This window comes from Apolloniradiicaulis salifontis, from assembly GCF_053756655.1.
The window spans coordinates 2,817,716-2,835,304 of the sequence record NZ_CM132387.1 but is presented as its reverse complement, the minus strand read 5'-3'; the positions used below and the strand labels follow the sequence as shown (position 1 = coordinate 2,835,304).

At 66.5% G+C, this 17,589-nt stretch carries 13 protein-coding genes; 10 read left to right on the top strand and 3 right to left on the bottom strand.

What is annotated here, in order from left to right:
- The first annotated feature begins 27 nt into the window (after nucleotides 1–27).
- The 8 genes from ACWCOP_RS13470 to pgi all read left to right on the top strand — a co-directional run bounded on the left by ACWCOP_RS13470 (nucleotide 28) and on the right by pgi (nucleotide 12,223).
- Nucleotides 28–801, top strand: coding sequence for a YebC/PmpR family DNA-binding transcriptional regulator (locus ACWCOP_RS13470; RefSeq protein WP_478248805.1), 774 nt, complete (start codon nucleotides 28–30; stop codon nucleotides 799–801).
- Nucleotides 798–1,421 carry a (d)CMP kinase gene (gene cmk / locus ACWCOP_RS13465; RefSeq protein ID WP_478248804.1) on the top strand — a complete coding sequence of 208 codons (624 nt, stop codon included), beginning with the start codon at nucleotides 798–800 and terminating at the stop codon, nucleotides 1,419–1,421. Before ACWCOP_RS13470 ends, cmk begins: the two co-directional genes overlap by 4 nt.
- Nucleotides 1,422–1,453: 32 nt before the next feature.
- The gene (locus tag ACWCOP_RS13460; RefSeq protein WP_478248803.1) at nucleotides 1,454–2,272 is read left to right on the top strand and encodes an aldo/keto reductase; all 819 of its coding nucleotides are present in this window, start codon (nucleotides 1,454–1,456) and stop codon (nucleotides 2,270–2,272) included.
- Between the two features lie 139 nt (nucleotides 2,273–2,411).
- Nucleotides 2,412–6,002 (top strand): autotransporter domain-containing protein, encoded by a 3,591-nt coding sequence (locus ACWCOP_RS13455; protein ID WP_478248802.1) that lies wholly within the window; start codon nucleotides 2,412–2,414, stop codon nucleotides 6,000–6,002.
- A gap of 154 nt (nucleotides 6,003–6,156) precedes the next feature.
- Nucleotides 6,157–8,376, top strand: a complete 2,220-nt coding sequence (locus ACWCOP_RS13450; protein ID WP_478248801.1) for an LPS-assembly protein LptD — start codon at nucleotides 6,157–6,159, stop codon at nucleotides 8,374–8,376.
- 22 nt (nucleotides 8,377–8,398) lie between these two features.
- Nucleotides 8,399–9,661: an FAD-binding domain-containing protein gene (locus tag ACWCOP_RS13445; RefSeq protein WP_478248800.1), complete on the top strand. Its 1,263-nt coding sequence runs from the start codon at nucleotides 8,399–8,401 to the stop codon at nucleotides 9,659–9,661.
- A gap of 68 nt (nucleotides 9,662–9,729) precedes the next feature.
- A complete protein-coding gene (locus ACWCOP_RS13440) occupies nucleotides 9,730–10,698 on the top strand; it encodes an ArsR/SmtB family transcription factor (RefSeq protein WP_478248799.1) in 969 nt (322 codons plus the stop codon).
- Nucleotides 10,688–12,223 carry a glucose-6-phosphate isomerase gene (gene pgi / locus ACWCOP_RS13435; RefSeq protein WP_478248798.1) on the top strand — a complete coding sequence of 512 codons (1,536 nt, stop codon included), beginning with the start codon at nucleotides 10,688–10,690 and terminating at the stop codon, nucleotides 12,221–12,223. The genes ACWCOP_RS13440 and pgi overlap by 11 nt, the downstream gene beginning before the upstream one ends.
- A gap of 30 nt (nucleotides 12,224–12,253) precedes the next feature.
- Here the strand turns inward: pgi and ACWCOP_RS13430 are convergent, their stop codons facing one another.
- Complete coding sequence (locus ACWCOP_RS13430; protein WP_478248797.1) at nucleotides 12,254–12,994, bottom strand: phosphoadenylyl-sulfate reductase; 741 nt, start codon at nucleotides 12,992–12,994, stop codon at nucleotides 12,254–12,256.
- A gap of 254 nt (nucleotides 12,995–13,248) precedes the next feature.
- On the opposite strand from ACWCOP_RS13430, the gene tkt reads away from it, so the two are divergent.
- Nucleotides 13,249–15,231 carry a transketolase gene (gene tkt, locus ACWCOP_RS13425; RefSeq protein WP_478248796.1) on the top strand — a complete coding sequence of 661 codons (1,983 nt, stop codon included), beginning with the start codon at nucleotides 13,249–13,251 and terminating at the stop codon, nucleotides 15,229–15,231.
- A gap of 20 nt (nucleotides 15,232–15,251) precedes the next feature.
- Here the strand turns inward: tkt and rimM are convergent, their stop codons facing one another.
- Both rimM and ACWCOP_RS13415 read right to left on the bottom strand, forming a co-directional pair.
- Nucleotides 15,252–15,785: a ribosome maturation factor RimM gene (gene rimM / locus ACWCOP_RS13420; protein WP_478248795.1), complete on the bottom strand. Its 534-nt coding sequence runs from the start codon at nucleotides 15,783–15,785 to the stop codon at nucleotides 15,252–15,254.
- A 76-nt stretch (nucleotides 15,786–15,861) separates the two neighbouring features.
- A complete protein-coding gene (locus ACWCOP_RS13415; protein ID WP_478248794.1) occupies nucleotides 15,862–16,776 on the bottom strand; it encodes a hydrogen peroxide-inducible genes activator in 915 nt (304 codons plus the stop codon).
- A gap of 172 nt (nucleotides 16,777–16,948) precedes the next feature.
- Here ACWCOP_RS13415 and ACWCOP_RS13410 point away from each other — a divergent pair, with 172 nt between their 5' ends.
- A complete protein-coding gene (locus ACWCOP_RS13410) occupies nucleotides 16,949–17,500 on the top strand; it encodes a peroxiredoxin (RefSeq protein WP_478248793.1) in 552 nt (183 codons plus the stop codon).
- The last annotated feature ends 89 nt before the right edge of the window (nucleotides 17,501–17,589 follow it).

Genomic DNA, 17,589 nt, shown 5'->3' with positions numbered 1-17,589 from the left:
TGCGCCGTCGCTTAGGGAGTTTCACGCATGGCCGGCCACTCGAAATGGGCGAACATCCAGCACCGCAAGGGCCGTCAGGACAAGGCGCGCGCCAAGCTGTTCTCGCGCCTGTCCAAGGAAGTCATGGTGGCGGTGAAGATGGGCGGGCCTGACCCGGACATGAATCCGCGCCTGCGTCTGGCGATTCAGAACGCCAAGGGCCAGTCCATGCCCAAGGACAATATCGAGCGCGCCATCTCCAAGGCGGCCGGCGGCGATGTGGAGGAATATTTCGACATCCGCTATGAGGGCTTCGGCCCGGCCGGGATCGGCGTCATCGTGGAGGCCTCCACCGACAACAAGAACCGCGCCGCCGCCGAGGTGCGCACCTCGTTCGCCAAGAATGGCGGCAATCTGGGCGAGACCGGCTCGGTGAGCTTCATGTTCGACCAGGTCGGCGAGATCCGCTTCCCGCTCTCGGTCGCCGGCGAAGAGGCCATGCTGGAGGCCGCCATCGAGGCCGGCGCCGAGGACGTCCAGCGAGAAGACAATGTGGACGATGACGGCGAGCCCGCGTCCGAGCATGTGGTGTTCTGCGCCCGTGAAGATCTCGCCGAGGTCGCCGCCTCGCTGCAGGAAACCTTCGGCGAGGCCACCAGCGCCAACATCATCTGGCGGCCCCAGACTCTCATCGAAGTCGAAGGCGACAAGGCCGCCACGCTGATGAAGCTCATGGAGGCGCTGGAGGATCTGGACGACGTTTCGCGCGTCTTCGCCAATTTCGACATTTCCGAGTCCGAGATGGAGAAACTGAACGGATGATTATTGCGGTCGACGGCCCGCTGGCGTCCGGTAAAGGCACGATCGCGCGCGCGCTGGCGGCGCGGTTCTCTCTGCCGCATCTGGACACCGGAACGCTCTACCGCGCCGTTGCGGTGGCGCTCCTGGACGCTGGTCAGCCGCCTGAAAATGCGCAGGCCGCCGAGGCCGCCGCGCGCGCGCTGGATCTCAACGCCATCGACGAGCAGAAAATCCGCACCGCCGGCGCCGGGCAGGCGGCCAGCGTGGTGTCGGCGCATCCCGCCGTGCGCGGGGCGCTTCTGGATATCCAGCGCGATTTCGCCATGCAGGGCGGCGGCGCAGTGCTGGACGGGCGCGATATCGGCACGGTGATCGCGCCGGGCGCCGAGGTGAAGCTGTATGTCACCGCCAGCGAGGAGACCCGCGCCTGGCGCCGTCAGGCGGAGCTCGTCAATCGCGGCGAGGAGATCACCTTTGAGCAGGTGCTCGGTCAGCTGCGCCAGCGCGACGCCCGCGATTCCAGCCGCGCCGACGCGCCGCTGCTCAAGGCCGATGACGCCATCGAGCTGGACACCACCACCATGACCATCGACGAGGCCGTGAAGGCCGCGATTCAAATTGTCGAAGCGCGCCGGGGCTAGCCTTGCCGCGTGGCCCCGCCTAGCGTCGGGGCATGTTTAAACCGCCCTCCAAAGCGGGTTTCGGGGTTTCCGGCGCCCATGGATCTCCGCTGGTGGCGGCCCGTGACACGCTGCGCCTGCTCATGGAAGCGTTTGAGGGTGGCGTTCGGGTGTTTGACACCGCGCCCGCCTATGGCGCCGGCGAGGCGGAACGCCGCCTCGGCGCCGCGGTCGCCGCCCTGGGGCGTGACCGCGTTTTCATCACCACGAAAGCCGGACTGTTCAGCTCCGGCCTTTCCGGCCGGCGGCGCGATTTCAGCCCCGACGCCGTTGAGGCCAGCGTTCTGGCGAGCCTCGATCGGCTGGGCGTTGCGGGCGTGGATATGCTTTTTCTGCACGGGGCGGGCGCCCATGAGCTGACGCCGGCGCTTCTGGACCGGCTGGACGCGTTGCGCCGGGCGGGCGCGTTCGCTCATCTGGGCGCGGCGGGGCGCGGGGCGGAACTGGACCCGGTCCTCGCCGATCCGCGATTCCAAGCGATCATGGCCCCGGTCCATCCGTTTCTGGACGACGCAGAAACCGCAAGGATCGATCGGGCGCACCTGGCGGGCAAGGCCGTATTCGCCATCGAAACCGCCGGCGATGCGCCGCCGGTTCTGCGCGCTCCACGGCGGCTCAGTGATGTCTATGCGGCTGCAAGAGGGCTCAAGGGGCGCCTGATCGGCGCGCCAGGCCGGGGACGGGTCGCTCCGACGGCGGGGCTCGCCCGGGCGTTGCGGCGTGACGGCGTGTCCTGTGCGCTGTTCACCACCACGCGCCGCAGCCACCTGGCCGAGAGCCTGAAGGTGTGCGGCCTTGCTACACAGGATTGAAAAAAATTAGCGACGGGCGGCAATTGGCTTGACGGGTCTTGAAGATTACAGCCAACATATTGTCGGCATTCGCTTATTGCGCGCAGAAAAATCCAACGCGGACGAGCTGCCGTCCGCCACGAATTCCAGGGGAAATGACATGACCAATCTTCGCAAACACTGGCTTTCCGGTGCGGCTGGCTGCGCCCTCGTGCTGGCCCTGGCGCCGATGGCGGCGGCCGATGAAGCTGGCCTCGCGGGACCCGAATCCGGGTCGCAGGCGGAGACCGGGCCCTATGTGGGCTCGCCGGTGGGCGCAATGACGCCGCGCATTATCGTGCGCGACGATCTGGGCGCGAATTTCGCCGAGGCGCTGAACAATTCGGTGGATGCGGACGACACCTGGGGCGCGGTGACGCAAATCTTCCTTCAGAACAACGCCACCGGCGGTGTGTTCCTGAACTGCACCGGGACTCTGATCAATCCGCGCACCGTGCTTACCGCGGCGCACTGTTTGAACAACAGTTCGTCGGAAGCCTACGGCCTGCCCGGCCAGGCTCCGCTGACCATGCTCATCGGCTTCGGACCTGACACCCAGGCCTCCCTGTTCAACTATCTGGGCACCGGCGCGTCCTTCAGCCAGGGCGGCGTCGCCAGCTCCACCGACGTGATCATTCATCCCAGCGCCAATCTGGATAATGGCGCGCTGCCCTTCCCCTGGGCGGATGTGGCGATGATCGCGCTGAACGAGCCGATCACCGGCGTGCCCACCATGGGCATGCTGTTCTCGCCGCTGACCGAGCTGACTCACGTTATTCAGGTGGGCTATGGCAGCAAGGGCACAGGCCAGCTCGGCGTCATTCCCAGCGGCGCGATCAGCGGATCGGGCGGCCCGTCCGTCTTCCGGCGTCTGGAAGGCGAAAACGAGCTTGGCATGATCGGCTCCCCGGGTGATCTGATCGACGGGGTCTTCCCCGCCTTCGCGCCCTCGACGCAGACCCTGGGTCAGGTCAGCCAGACCATGTACTGGACCGATTTCGACCGGCCGAACCGGGGGGCTGACGAAGGCCTGTGCACCTTCACCGGCGTCAACATCAACTGCCCGACGCTTGCGGCGGTGCAGTCCATCGACTGGTTCACCGGCGACGCCCTGCCCAACGAGGTGGCCACCGCGCCGGGGGATTCCGGCTCTCCGCTCATCGGCGACCAGCTCACCGATTTCCCGATCATTCTCGGCGTTCTGTCGGGCGGGTACGACTTCTTCGGCATCAACAGCGCTTACGGCGATATCAGCTTCTACAACCCGCTCTTCCCGTTCTTCGAGTTCATCAGCGCCAACACGCCCTACAAGTATGTCTCCACAGTGGGCGGCGACGGGGACTGGTTCGACCCCACCCACTGGACCCAGGATCTTGATCCGAATTTCTATGTCATCAACGGTGACGGCGAGATCGTGAACGGCCTTCCCGAGGGCTCTGAAGACGGCGTCTACGCCTCGAGCCCGAAGATCGGCGACGTGCTGGGCAATGACGTGTCCGGCAATGACGATAGGCCTACGCCGTTCCTGCCGCCGCGCACCGATGGCGCTCCGGTTCCCGTGGCGGCGTCCGGCGAAAGCTTGTCCGCCGGCGTTGCTTCGCCAGACGCGCGCCCCGGCGGCGCGCAGGTGGGCGTGGTGAACTACACGGCGTCCGACGACATGGGCCAGGGCGTCGCGAGCAAGGCCGATGTCGCGTCGGCCGGCCCTGCCGCCGCCGGCGACATGACCACCCAGGACGCGCCGGGCTTCGGCAATAATCTGCCGCGATCCTCGGTCCTGCAGGGTCCGGGCTCCACCGGCTTCGTGCCGAACAACACCGACGGAACCCCCGGCACGGCGTTTGAAAACCCGGCCATGTATTTCGACGTCAGCTTCACACAGGCCGGCACGACCACCCTGTCCGGCGGCGGCGCCTTTACGGGTGTCGAGGTGGATCAGGTGACGCTCATGAACGGCGGCGCGACCCTGTCCATCGAGAACGGCGCGGAGCTGACCTCGCTGATCGGCGTCAATGTGCTTCTGGGCACGCTGAACGTCCGCGCGGACTCCGCGATCATTACGCCGCTCCTGATCAACGATCTGGGGATCGTCACCGGCAGCGGCGTTTTCGCCACCGACCTCTTCCTGAACCGCGGCGGCCTGGTGGATCCGCTCTCCTCGCCGGACGCCTTTGGCGGCAATAACGCGATCACGCCCGGCGGCGAGATCTTCATCCTCGGCAATTATATTCAGGGCGCCCAGGGTGTGACCAAGCTTGACGTCCTGGCGCCCAGCGGCACGCCGTTCGCCATGGACAGACTGACGATTTCCGGCGCGGCCCTGCTCGACGGCACTCTCATGGTCACCGCCGATCCCACCATCGCCACGCGGGGCGCGACCTATACCGGCATCACCGCCGGCGCGGGAATAATCGGCGCGTTCGCCAATGAAATGACCCGGTACTCGGCTACCTTGTCGTTCGACGTGACCTATGGCGCGAACGCGGTGACCTTCGAAGCCGTCGCGGCTGATTACGCCGATGTGATCGCGGGCGGGGATGCAAACGCCGTGGCGCTGGCGGGCGCGCTTGACCGCACGACCAGCCCGGACACCGTTCCGTCTGGTGAGTTTGGAACTGTCGTGTCTTCGCTCGACGCATTGTCCAGCGCGTCCGGTCTCGAGATGGCGCTGGCTTCCATGTCGCCGCGCCAGACCTTCGTGCTCGACCAGCTGGGCCTGAACGCGTCGCGCAGCCTGACCGCGACACTGTTCGAGCGAACCCGCGCCGCGCGCAATCTCGGCGGCGCCTCTCCGGGCGGCCTCGCCATGCGTACGGACGACGCGCCGATCCTTCTGGCCAGCGCGGGTCAGTCCATGAGCCTGCCGGAGGGCGAGAACCGGATCCTTCCTTCGAACATGAACGCCTGGATTTCCGGCGATGTCGTGTTCGCCGATGATGTGGACCCGGCTGTTTCGGGCGACGTGCAGACCGCGCTCGTCAGCGGCGGCGTCGAGGCCCGCCTGAGCGACGCCCTTGTCGCCGGCGCGGCGGTGACCGGCGGCTGGTTCAACGGCGATGACGACCTGCACCGGTTCGACGGCGACAGCCTCGGCGTGTCCGGCTATGTCGGCTACGCCAAGGGCGTGTTCTACGCCAGCGCCCAGGCCGGTCACTTCCGGCACGGGTTCGAGATGGAGCGCCCGGTGTTCACCGGCGCGGGTCTTGGAACCGCGTCGGGCGATACCGACGGCAGCCAGACCTTCGCCGGACTGGAGGCCGGTCTGGGCTTCGCCATGGGTGAGCGCGGCTCGATCGGCCCGGTGGCGCGCCTGCGTTACGCCGATATCGAGATCGACGGCTACACCGAGACCGGCGCCGGGGGGTTCGGGGCGGTGATCGCTGATCGCACCTTTGACCAGACCACGTCCAGCCTGGGTCTGTCGGCGTGGTTTGAACTGGGTGAGAAGGCGTTTCTCACCACAGAAGCTCTCAGAATGGCGCTCATCGACGGAGACGCCGCCCAGACCGTCACGGCGAGCCTTGTGGCCCAGCCCGGCGCCATCTTCTCCGTGACAGGCGTGGCGCCGTCGGAGGAGTGGGTGTCGCTCAGCCTTGGCGGGGGGTACGAGCTGGCGCCGAACCTGATCCTGCAGGGCCGGTACACGATCGACACCGGTCAGGTCGAAGCCAATTACGAGCAGGCCAGCGTGTCGCTGAGCTTCCGTTTCTAGCGCTCACCAGCCAAAGGCTTCACGTGTTCGTGCTGCGTTCGCCATCCGGCGGCGCAGTACGGCGCGGGGCCGATGGACGCATGGTGAGCGAGGGGTTAAACCGGACTCAACCGGGGGCGCGACACCGGGGGGCGCGAACCAGCGGAGGGTCGGCGTGAGAGCATTGATTGCGGGCGGAGCCCGCTGCGCGGTTCTGGCGGCGGCGCTGATGGCGGCGGCAAGCCCTCTCGCGCTTGCTCAGGCTTCGTTCTCCGGCGCGAATTCCACAGCGACAGGGCAGGCCGACCAGGTCTATCTGGAGGCCGACGTGCTCGAGCAGCGCAATGGCGAGGGCGTTTATATCGCCCGCGGCTCGGTGCGCATGGTCTCGGGCGTGCGGATCATCCAGGCCGATGAGATCATCTACAACACTGCGACCGGACGCGTGACCGCGCGCGGTGATGTGCGGATCTACGAGGGCGATCAGCCGGCCCAGTTCGCTGACGAGGTGGTGCTCGACGACGCCATGAGCGAGGGGGTCGCCTACGGCTTCGCCACGCTGCTGGAAAACAATGGACGCGCTGCAGCGGCGTCGGCCCTGCGCCGCCCGGACGGATCGGTGGAGATGGCCGACGCCTATTACACCGCTTGCGAGCTTTGCGAGGACGGCGGCGCACCGACCTGGCGGCTGCGCGCCGACCGGGTGGTCCGCGATCTGGACGACGACATGATCTATTACCGCGACGTCCGGCTGGAAGTGGCCGGCGTTCCGGTGATCTATTCGCCGGTCTTCGCCCACGCCGACCCCAGCGCCGAGCGCAAGTCGGGCTTTCTCCTGCCCAGCGTGGACATCTCCAATCGGCTCGGCCTGAGCTATCAGCAGCCCTATCTGTTCGCGATCAGCCCGTCCCAGGACCTGGTGGTGGCGCCGCGGGTTATGAGCGAGGTGGCGCCGCTTCTGGAGCTGGACTACCGCAAGCGTTTCTACTCCGGCATGGTCGATATAGAGACCAGCCTCACCTACGAGCAGGAATTTGATCAGGACGGATTTTTCGGACCGGAACAGTTGCGCGGCCACATCTTCGCGGAGGGATTGTTCGCCATGTCCCCCGAATGGCGCTGGGGCTTCGGCCTGCAGGCGGCCAGCGAGGATCTCTATCTGCGCCGGTACGATTACAGTGAAGAACCCGATGAGAGTTCAGGGTTGTTCGAGTTTGAGGGCACGCGCCAGCTGATCAGCCAGCTATTCGTGGCTGGCAAGGGCGATTTTTATTACACAGACGTCTCTGTGGCCGCTTTCGACTCGCTCTTCGACGGCTTCAACGATGACCGACTGCCCTACATGGCGCCGTACTGGCGCTTCGCGGCGGACGGTGAATTACCATTCCAGCTTGGCGATTTCGACGTCTTCGCCAATTCTGTGAATTTGCGCCGGGATCTTGGCGACGATTATACAAGGGTGAGCGTCGGCGCGGACTGGTCGCGGCCGATCATTGCGCCGGGCGGCGTGCGGATCGAGCCTTTTGCGACCGGGCGCGCCGACGCGTTCCGCGAGAACCGCGCCGTCCCGGGTGCGCCGGATGAAACGCGCAATTTCACGCGCGTGCGCGGCGCCGCGGGGGTGGACGTGTCCTATCCCTTCGTACGTCCGGGCGAACGTTTTGACGTCATCGTCTCGCCGCGCAGCGCGCTCATCGCCAGCAATGGCGGCGACCCTGAGGAGCTGCCGCTGTTGCAGGACGCAGTAAGCTTCGATTTTTCTCGAGGCTTCTTGTTCAATCCGGTGCGCGCACCGGGGTTTGATGTGTTCGAGGACGGCGTCCGGGTGGACGCCGGCTTTGAGGTCGAGTTTGACGACCGGCGAGACGTTTACGGCCTGGATGTGTTTGTCGGCCGCAGCTATAGACTCGCAGGCGGTGACGAGCGGTTCGGTCCGGCTAGCGGAGTCTTTGAAGACGAGTCCGATTGGGTTGCTGACGTGGAGTTTAATATCGGCTGGTTCGAAGCCGGCGTGGGCACGCGTCTGGACTCCGTCGATTTCGACATCAACCGGATCGAGGGGGAGGTCGGCTTCGAGGTGTGGCGGGTCGAGGCCGAAGTAAACTATCTGCAGCTTTCAGATGAAGCGTCTCCCATTCAGACCCAAGAGCTTGAATGGCAAACGCGATTGGACCTGACGCGAGAAATCACGGCTTTTTATGACGGCACCTATGACCTCACTCTGGACGAGGACCGGGCTCAGTCCGCCGGCTTCATGTACCGCGATGACTGCACGCAGCTAAGGGTGTACTGGGAGCGTGAGAACATCAATGTGGGCGTCGGCAATCTGGGTCCGTCCAATTCGGTGAAGTTCGAGATCATCCTGTTTACACTGGGCGGGGTGGCCGAGACTTAAAGCCGGCCTATTCTTCCCAGGCATGGATCAGAGCGATTTGTTTGCAGACCCGGCGCAGCGCGCCCTGCCCGAGCCAAGCCGCCAGGCCGGCCTTGAACGGCTCAAGGCCTTCACCTCGGCCATGGCGCGCCATTACGCCGCCAAGCGCAATTTCGATTTCGGGCCGGATGACCGCTCCAATGTCTCCGGCTTGAGCCCCCATGTGCGCCATCGGCTGGTGTCCGAACGCGAGCTGGTGGCCGCCGCGCTGGACCGTCACGGGCTCGACGCGGCGGAGAAATTCATCCAGGAGGCGTGCTGGCGGACCTACTGGAAGGGCTGGCTGGAGCTGCGCCCGTCGGTTTGGGACGCCTATCGCAACCAGGTGACGCACGATCTCGCCGCCCTGGAAAAGGACGGCGCGCTGCGCAGCCGCTATGAGGACGCGGTCTCCGGGCGCACCGGTATCTCATGCTTTGACGCCTGGGCGGTTGAGCTCATAGAGCACGGCTATCTGCATAATCACGCCCGCATGTGGTTCGCCTCGATCTGGGTCTACACGCTGAACCTGCCCTGGGCGCTGGGCGCGGATGTCTTCTATCGCCATCTGATGGACGGGGACGCAGCCTCCAACACGCTGGGCTGGCGCTGGGTGTGCGGGCTGCAGACGCCGGGCAAGACCTATCTGGCGCGCGCCTCCAATATCAATAAATACACCGACGGCCGCTTCTCGATGCAGGGCTATGACCTGGCCTCGAACGCGCCGCCCCTGGCTGACGATCCCGGCCATCCAGACCCGGTTTCGCTGAAACCCGGCGACCGGCCGGACCCGGACGCGCCGGCGCTGATCCTGGTCCATGACGAGGACGGGTGTGCTGAGAGCTGGGGTATCGACGGGCTGGATGTGCGCGCAATTGCGAGCCTTGACGCAATCGAGCAGCGCAGCCCGCTGGACTCCGGCGAGTGCGCCCGCGATTTCACCAAAGCCGCTCTGCAGGATGCCGGGACGCGCGCGGCGGAGCATTTCCAGGCGGATTTCACCGCCTTCACCGAGCTTGACGATCTCATCGAGCAGGCCCGCGCCGCCGGGGCGCGCCAGATCGTTACCCAGCGCCCCCATACGGGTCCGCAGGCCGAACGCCTGGCCGCGCTTCAGCCGCGTCTTGAATCGCAAGGGATCACGCTGGTGGGTCTGCGCCGCGACTGGGACCGGGCGTTTCACCCCCACGCCGACCGCGGCTTCTTCAAGGTTAAGAAGAAAATTCCCGCCGTGCTGGGCGAGCTGGGCCTGATCACCAAAGGATAACACCGGCCCGAGAGTGACTTTTAGCGCGCACACGGCTAACCCATAGATGATGGGTTCGGAGTTCGCACATGCAGGATGAATTGCTCGGCAAGCTGAAGGCGCTGGCCGAGCCGACTCGCTTGCGCATCGTATCGCTCCTGGCGAACGGCGAGATGACGGTGAGCGAAATCATGCAGGTGCTGGGGCAGAGCCAGCCGCGCGTGTCGCGCCATCTGAAACTGCTGGCCGATGCAGGCCTGTGCGAGCGCTTTCCCGAGGGCGGCTGGGTATTTTACCGCCTGGTGCGCACCGGCGCGGTCTCTCGCCTGGCCGCGGTGATCGAGCAATTCACCGACACCAGCCATCCCCAGGTCCAGCGTGATCGCCAGCGTCTGGCCGAGATCAAGCGCCTGCGCTCCAAAAGCGCGGAGCGCTTCTTTGAGGCCGCCGCCCAGCAATGGGCTCATATCCGCTCGCTGCACTTCTCTGAAGCGGCGGTGGAGGCGGCGTTGATCGCCATCGCCGGCGAGCGGCGATTCGCTCAGCATGTGGACGTGGGCACCGGAACGGGGCGGATGCTGGAGCTGTTCAGCACCATCGCCGCGGACGGGATGGGCGTCGATCTGTCGGTGGAGATGCTCCATGTGGCCCGCGCAAAGCTGTCCGAAGCCGGGCTCGCCAGTCGTTTCGTGCGCCAGGCCGACGCCACCGCCATTCCAGTGGAGGACGGCTCGGCCGATCTGATCACCCTGCACCAGGTGTTGCATTACCTTGAAGACCCGTCCGCCAGCTTGAGCGAATGCGCCCGCGTTCTGGCGCCGGGCGGGCTGCTTCTGGTGGTGGATTTCGCTGAGCATCGCCATCACGCCCTGCACGCCGAACATCATCACCGCCATCTGGGATTTTCGCCCGCCCAGGTGACAAGCTGGGTGGAGCGGGCGGGTCTGGAGCTTGAGGTCCTGCAGGCGCTGGAGCCGGAGGGTATCGAGGGCGGCCTGACCGTGCTCATCTGGGCGGCGGTGAAACCTCAAGAAAGCGAGTCCGGCGATGACGCCTGAAGCCCTGAAGTCCGACGCCGAGCGCTTGCGCGCCGCCGACATGAACGCTCTTTTCGCCGAGCCCGGACGCGGCGCCGCGCTGCAGTTCGCCGCCGGGGGGCTCACCCTCGATCTACGCCGCCAACGCCTGGACCTGAAGGCCTGGGCCGCGCTGCAGGAGCTGGCCGCGAGTCATCATGTCATCGACCGCCTGCGCGCGCTCTACGCCGGCGACATCGCCAACCCAACCGAAGGCCGCGCGGTGCTGCACCCGGCCTGCCGCAATCCGGGGCTTCTGGCCGACACCGCGCTCACCGATCGTCTGACGGCCGCCCGGGCCCGCACCCGCGCTTTCTCGCAAACCCTGGACCGCGACGACGTGTTGGACGGTCACCCGGTCCGGCGCATCGTCAATATCGGAATCGGCGGCTCCGATCTCGGCCCGCGCATGGTCTATGACGCGCTCAAGGCGTTCCGCCGTCCCGGCATGGAGGCGCGCTTTGTCTCCAATCTGGATCCGGCCGATCTTGACGACGCGCTGGAGGGCGCGGATCCCCGGACAACGCTGATTCTTGTGGTGTCGAAGAGCTTCACCACCCAGGAGACCCTGATGAATGCGCGCGCCGCCCGCGCCTGGCTCGCGGCGGCCCTGGGCGAGGCCGGCGCGGACGCGCGCTTCGCCGCCGCCACTGCCGCGCCGGACAAGGCCAAGCAATTTGGTCTGGACGAGGCGCGCATCTTCCCGTTCGAGGACGGGGTGGGCGGACGCTATTCGCTGTGGTCGCCGGCGGGGCTCAGCCTGGAGCTGGCGTACGGGCCGGACGGATTTGACCAGCTGCTCGCCGGCGCCAAGGCCATGGACGACCATGCCGTAAGCGCCGCGCCCGACATCAATATGGTGCTGGCCAAGGGGCTGGCCGATGTGTGGAACCGGGCCGGGCGCGGCCTGCCTTCGCGCTGCGTTGCGGCCTATTCGTCACGGCTTGAGCGTCTGCCCGCCTATCTTCAGCAGCTGGAGATGGAATCGCTGGGCAAATCGGTGCGCGCCGACGGGACCGTACAGCCTTACGGCCATAGCGGTGCGCTGGTCTGGGGCGGGCGCGGCTCGGATCTGCAGCACTCGGTCTTTCAATGGCTGCACCAGGGCCAGGACGAGTCGCCGGTGGATTTCATCGCCGTCGCCGATCCTGAATTCACCCGCGACGAGCGCGCCCGCGCGCTCAACGCCAATCTCGCCGCCCAGGGCGCTGCGCTGACGCAAGGGCGCACGGGCGATGGCGACATGGCCGCCCACAAGGCGATTCCCGGCGGTCGCGCCAGCCAGACGCTGATCCTGCCAAGGCTCGATCCGTACAGCCTGGGCGGTCTGATCGCGCTTTACGAGCACAAGGTGTTCGTGGAGTCGGTGCTCTACGGCGTGAACGCCTATGACCAGTACGGGGTGGAGCTGGGCAAGGATCTTGCGCGCGCCTTGCTCGCCGGCGACTCTGGTTCACTGGACGCGCCGGCCAGGGACATCGCCGGACGCATCGGGGTGACACCTTGAGCGTCCGCCCGCCTGGCTCTGTGGCGACCGTCAGCCTCTGGTGATCGAGCCGTCTTCGGCGATGTGAATCCCGCATTCGGTCTTGTCTTCATCGGCCCAGCGCCCGGCGCGCGGATCGGCGTCCGGGTCGACGACCTTGGCGGTGCACGGCACGCAGCCGATGGAGGGATAGCCCTGCGCCACCAGCGGATGGGCAGGCAGGTCGTGACGCTTGAAATACGCCTCGATGTCTTCGCGCGGCCAGTCATAAAGCGGGTTGAGCTTCATCTTGCCGTCCTGAACCTCCACCCGTGGCAGGGCGGCGCGTGTCCCGCCATGGTGGCGCTTGCGCCCCGAAATCCAGACCTTGTAAGGCCGAAGCGCCTTGATCAGCGGCAGGGTCTTGCGGATATGGCAGCACATATCGGTATTGCGCTGGTGGAGCGTCCCGTCCGGATCGTCGGCGGCCAGATGGTGGGGGTCAGGCGTGAGCGTGACGATGTTCGTCAGCCCCAGCCGGCCCGCCAGCGTGTCGCGATAGGCCAGGGTTTCGTCAAACAGCTTGCCGGTCTCAAGAAACAGGACCGGCGTGTCCGGCGCCGTTTTCGAGATGAGATGCAGAATCACAGCGCTTTCCGCGCCGAAACTGCTGACCGCGCAAATCTCGCCGGGATAGATGCCGGTGAGCGCCCGCTTCAGCGCACCTTCGGCGTCGAGGCCGTATAGCGCTGCTTCGAGCGCCTGGGCGCCGGCCTCCAGAGCGAGGCGGTATTCCGACTTCAGCGGTGTCATCAACGGATCCGGGCTGTGGGCGAGGTCAGGCTTAACCTCACCGTTCAGCGCATTGTGATCAAGACCGGCACGCCGCACGTGCGAAAAGCAGCGCAGCGCCGCCTTGATCGCGGCGCGCTTTAAGGCCAGTTAGGCGCTATGGCGCTCGGGCCGGTCCTGGCGGGTCCCGTTCGATTCGCGCCGAGGCAAGCGAATCCCTGTACGCCTGACCGCACGCCTGACTGCGCCGATCCACTCCCACGAGGCCGCTTCCCATGTCCCAGACGCTCGATCCCAAAGCGATCAAACCCCTCGCCGGCGCCGTGCGCGCCCTGTCCATGGACGCGGTGGAGAAAGCCGGGTCCGGACATCCCGGAATGCCCATGGGCATGGCCGACGCGGCGACGGTGCTCTGGACGCGGCACATGAAATTCGATCCGGCTGATCCCGAATGGCCCGACCGGGACCGCTTCGTGCTTTCGGCCGGTCACGGCTCCATGCTGGTCTATTCCATCCTGCACCTGATCGGGGTGGAGGGCGTGACGATGGACGAGCTGAAGAATTTCCGTCAGCTCGGCTCCAGGACCGCCGGCCACCCCGAGTTCGGCCTCTGCCCCGGCGTGGAGACCACCACCGGCCCGCTGGGCCAGGGCATTTCCACCGCCGTAGGCATGGCGCTGGCCGAGCGGATGATGAATGCGCGCTTCGGCGATGATCTTGTGGATCACCACACCTTCGTCATCGCTTCCGACGGGGATTTGCAGGAGGGGATCAGCGAGGAGGCGATCTCCATCGCCGGTCACCTGAACCTTAACCGGCTGGTGGTGCTTTGGGACGATAACGAGATCTCCATCGACGGCGCGACGAATCTCTCCGACACGGTGGACCATTGCGCCCGCTTTGAGGCCTGCGGCTGGAGCACGATCAAGGTGGACGGTCACGACCCGGTGGCCGTCGACGAAGCGCTGACCAAGGCGCGCAAGAGCGACAGGCCGGTGCTCATCGCCTGCCGCACCCAGATCGGGTTCGGCGCGCCCACAAAGGCGGGCACCGCCGGCTCCCACGGCGCAGCGCTGGGAGCCGCCGAGGTCGAGGGCGCGCGAAAAGCGCTGGGCTGGACTTACGGCCCGTTCGAGATTCCTGACGCAGTCTATGAGGGCTGGCGCGCGGTCACGGTCTGTGGCGCCGAAGCGCGCGATCTCTGGGAGCAGCGCCTGAAGGACAGCCCCCATCTGGAAGACTTCATCGCCCAGATTTCCGGCGAGCCGCCCCACGCCGCCATCGAGGCTCTGAAGGGCCATGCCAAGCGGATGCTCGCCGACGCGCCGGCCATGGCGACGCGCGCCGCGTCCGGCGCCGCGATCGAGAGCTTCTGGCAAGCCTATCCGGGCCTGATCGGCGGTTCGGCGGATCTGACCGGCTCGGTCAACACCCGCGCCAAGGGCCACAAAAGCGTCAGCCGCGACGCCTATGACGGGCAGTATGTGCACTGGGGCGTGCGCGAGCACGGTATGGCCGCGGCCATGAACGGCATGGCGCTCCATGGCGGGCTGCGGCCCTATTCGGGCACCTTCCTGGTGTTCTCCGACTATTGCCGCCCGGCGGTGCGCCTGTCGGCGCTGATGAACCAGCCGGTGATCTATGTCTTCACGCACGACTCCATCGGGCTTGGCGAGGACGGACCCACCCACCAGCCGGTGGAGCATCTCAGCGCCCTGCGCTCGATCCCCAATCTCGCCGTCTATCGTCCCGGTGATGCAGTGGAGACGGCCGAAGCCTGGATCGCCGCGCTGGAGCGCACGGACGGTCCCACGGCGCTGGTTCTGTCGCGCCAGAAAGTCCCGCACCTGCGCACCGATGACGGCGCCGCGAACCTGTCAAAGCGCGGCGCCTATGTGCTGCGCGAGGCCGAGGGCGCGAAAGTCACCCTGATCGGCACCGGGACAGAGCTTCACCTTGCTGTTGAGGCGGCCGAGGCGCTGGCCGCCAGGGGCGTGCCCGCCCGCGTGGTCTCGGCCCCCAGCGTGGAGACCTTCCTGGCCCAGGATCCGGCCTATATCGAGCAAGTGGTCCCGGGCGGCCTGCCGTGCGTGGTCGTGGAAGCGGCGCTGCGCTGGGGCTGGGACGCGGTGATCGGGCGCGAGGGCGGCTTTGTCGGCATGACCGGCTTCGGCGCCAGCGCCCCGGCCGAAGCGCTTTACGAGCATTTCGGCATCACTGCGGCGCGCGTGGTGGAAGAAGCGCTGAAGCGGGTCTAGCGGGCGCTGCGGCCCACCTTCTACCGGCCCGGCGCGCCGTCGCCGCCTTCTTCCTCGTCCACTTGCGGAGGGTCGGCGATGAGCTTGCCGGCTTTCAGGTCCACATGGGGGACGGCTTCGCGTGTAAACGGGATCAGCAAAGTCCCTTCAAGGCTGGCCACCTCCAATATGTCGCCGGCGCCGTAATCCTGCACGGACTTCACCTTGCCCAGCGGCTCGCCCTGGAGGGTCTCCACCGGCAGGCCGATCAGATCGGCGTAGTAGAACTCGTCCTCCTCCAGCGCCGGCAGCGCGTCGCGCGGCACGTAGAGCTTGGTGCTCTTCAGCGCGATGAGCTGTTCCCGGGTGAGGCGCTCCTTGAAGCGGGCGACGGTGAACCCTTTGGCGCCGGGACGCGCGCTCACCGGCGTGAACAAGACCGCGCCGGTCTCGTCGAGAAACGGGCCATAGCTGCACACGGCGTCCGGATCGCCGAAGACTTTGAGGCGGGCCTCGCCCTTCACCCCCTGGGCGCCGGCGATGGCGGCGATGACCACAAGGTCGCGCTTGGTCATGATTGCTCTTGTCCGTCCTGCTTGACTGTTCGCCGTGATCAAACCGAAGCGCGCGCCAAGGTCAATCTTTGCCGCTCTAATCGCGCAGCGCCGCGCGGACCTTCTGCGCGAGCGCTTTTGCCTCGTCGCCGCGGGCGCCGCCCTTGCGCCAGGCCATGCCGATGGCGCGCCCGGCCACGGGCGGCGTGAACGGTCGGATCGTCAGATCCAGCCGGTCGGCGAGCCCTGCGTCCACGGCGAGGCGTGGCAGGAGCGTCGCGCCAAGGCCGGATTTCACCATCTGCACCAGGGTGTGAAGGCTGGTGGCGGCGAAGTCGGAGCGCGCGGCGTTTTCATCGGCCCGGCTCGCCGAGCAAACCGCGATGGCGTGATCGCGCAGGCAATGGCCGTCTTCCAGTAGCAGCAACGACTCGCCGGCCAGCGCTTCGGGGGTCATCGGGTCCACACTGGCGAGGCGATGCTCGGGCGCGCAGGCGAACAGAAACTCGTCCTCGATAATGCTTTCGGTCTCGATCCCGGCCACGTCATAGGGCAGGGCGATCAGTGCGGCGTCGAGGCGGCGCTCTTTCAACGCCTCCACCAGGCGGTGGGTGAGGTCCTCGCGCAGGAACAGCTCGAGCCGGGGCAGGTCGGTGCGCAGGGCCGGCAGAATTCTTGGCAGCAGGAAGGGCGCGATGGTGGGAATCACCCCCAGCCGGAACGGCCCGGCCAGCGGCTCGCCGGCGGCGCGCGCTGCGTGGACCAGATCTTCGGCCTCGGTCAGAACGATGCGGGCGCGCTCCACCGCCGCCTCGCCGGCGGGGGTGAGCGTGGCGCCGCGGGCGCCGCGCTCCACAAGGGTCGCGCCCAGTATCCCCTCCAACTCCTTGATTCCCGCCGACAAGGTCGGCTGGGTCACGAACGCCGCCTCGGCGGCGCGGGAGAAGGAGCCGTGATCGGCCAGGGTCTGGAGGAATTTCAATTGCCGGAGCGTCGGGAGGATATTGGACATAGGTATAGAGATATCCGATACGTCACCAAGAAACAATCCATTAGCTTTATGGTTCGAAGACCGGCATATACGGCGTCGATGGTGAACGGGACGCCGGAGTCAGGCGTTGTCGAACCACCACAAAGCGCCGCCCTAAGGCGCATCACACGGTTCAGAAGACAGGAGATGAAACATGCTGGGTATTGGCGACAAGCTTCCCGAATTTGAAGTCGTCGGCGTGAAGCCGGGCTTTAACAATCACGAAGAAAACGGCGAATCCGCGTTCGAGCCGATCACCGACAAGTCGTTTGAAGGCAAGTGGAAGGTCATCGTCTTCTACCCGAAGGATTTCACCTTCGTGTGCCCGACCGAAATCACCGCCTTCGCCAAGCTGAACGACGAGTTCGCCGACCGCGACGCGGTCGTGATGACCGGCTCCACCGACAACGAGTTCTGCAAGCTGGCCTGGCGCCGCGAGCACCCGGACCTCAACAAGCTGAACCAGTGGCAGTTCGCCGATCCCACCGGTTCGCTGGTGGACGCGCTGGGCGTGCGCTCGCCTGAAGGCGTGGCCTATCGCTACACCTTCGTTGTGGATCCCCACGGCGAGATCCAGCACCTCTATGCGAACAATCTCAATGTCGGCCGGAATCCGGAAGACACGCTGCGCGTTCTCGACGCGCTGCAGACCGACGAGCTGTGCCCGTGCAACCGCGCGGTGGGCGGCGACACGCTCGCGGCCTAAGCCTGATCCGCGACGGGCGGCCCGGCGTTTCGCGCCGGGCCGCCTGACGCGGCCCGTCCCGCCTTCGCCTCGCGCCGTCAGGTATGCGA

Bases quoted from the DNA above. Each gene is read 5' to 3' on its own strand.
- ACWCOP_RS13470 (WP_478248805.1), top strand. From the start codon at position 28: ATGGCCGGCCACTCGAAATGGGCGAACATCCAGCACCGCAAGGGCCGT.
- cmk (WP_478248804.1), top strand. From the start codon at position 798: ATGATTATTGCGGTCGACGGCCCGCTGGCGTCCGGTAAAGGCACGATC.
- ACWCOP_RS13460 (WP_478248803.1), top strand. From the start codon at position 1,454: ATGTTTAAACCGCCCTCCAAAGCGGGTTTCGGGGTTTCCGGCGCCCAT.
- ACWCOP_RS13455 (WP_478248802.1), top strand. From the start codon at position 2,412: ATGACCAATCTTCGCAAACACTGGCTTTCCGGTGCGGCTGGCTGCGCC.
- ACWCOP_RS13445 (WP_478248800.1), top strand. From the start codon at position 8,399: ATGGATCAGAGCGATTTGTTTGCAGACCCGGCGCAGCGCGCCCTGCCC.
- ACWCOP_RS13440 (WP_478248799.1), top strand. From the start codon at position 9,730: ATGCAGGATGAATTGCTCGGCAAGCTGAAGGCGCTGGCCGAGCCGACT.
- pgi (WP_478248798.1), top strand. From the start codon at position 10,688: ATGACGCCTGAAGCCCTGAAGTCCGACGCCGAGCGCTTGCGCGCCGCC.
- ACWCOP_RS13430 (WP_478248797.1), bottom strand. From the start codon at position 12,994: ATGACACCGCTGAAGTCGGAATACCGCCTCGCTCTGGAGGCCGGCGCC.
- tkt (WP_478248796.1), top strand. From the start codon at position 13,249: ATGTCCCAGACGCTCGATCCCAAAGCGATCAAACCCCTCGCCGGCGCC.
- rimM (WP_478248795.1), bottom strand. From the start codon at position 15,785: ATGACCAAGCGCGACCTTGTGGTCATCGCCGCCATCGCCGGCGCCCAG.
- ACWCOP_RS13415 (WP_478248794.1), bottom strand. From the start codon at position 16,776: ATGTCCAATATCCTCCCGACGCTCCGGCAATTGAAATTCCTCCAGACC.
- ACWCOP_RS13410 (WP_478248793.1), top strand. From the start codon at position 16,949: ATGCTGGGTATTGGCGACAAGCTTCCCGAATTTGAAGTCGTCGGCGTG.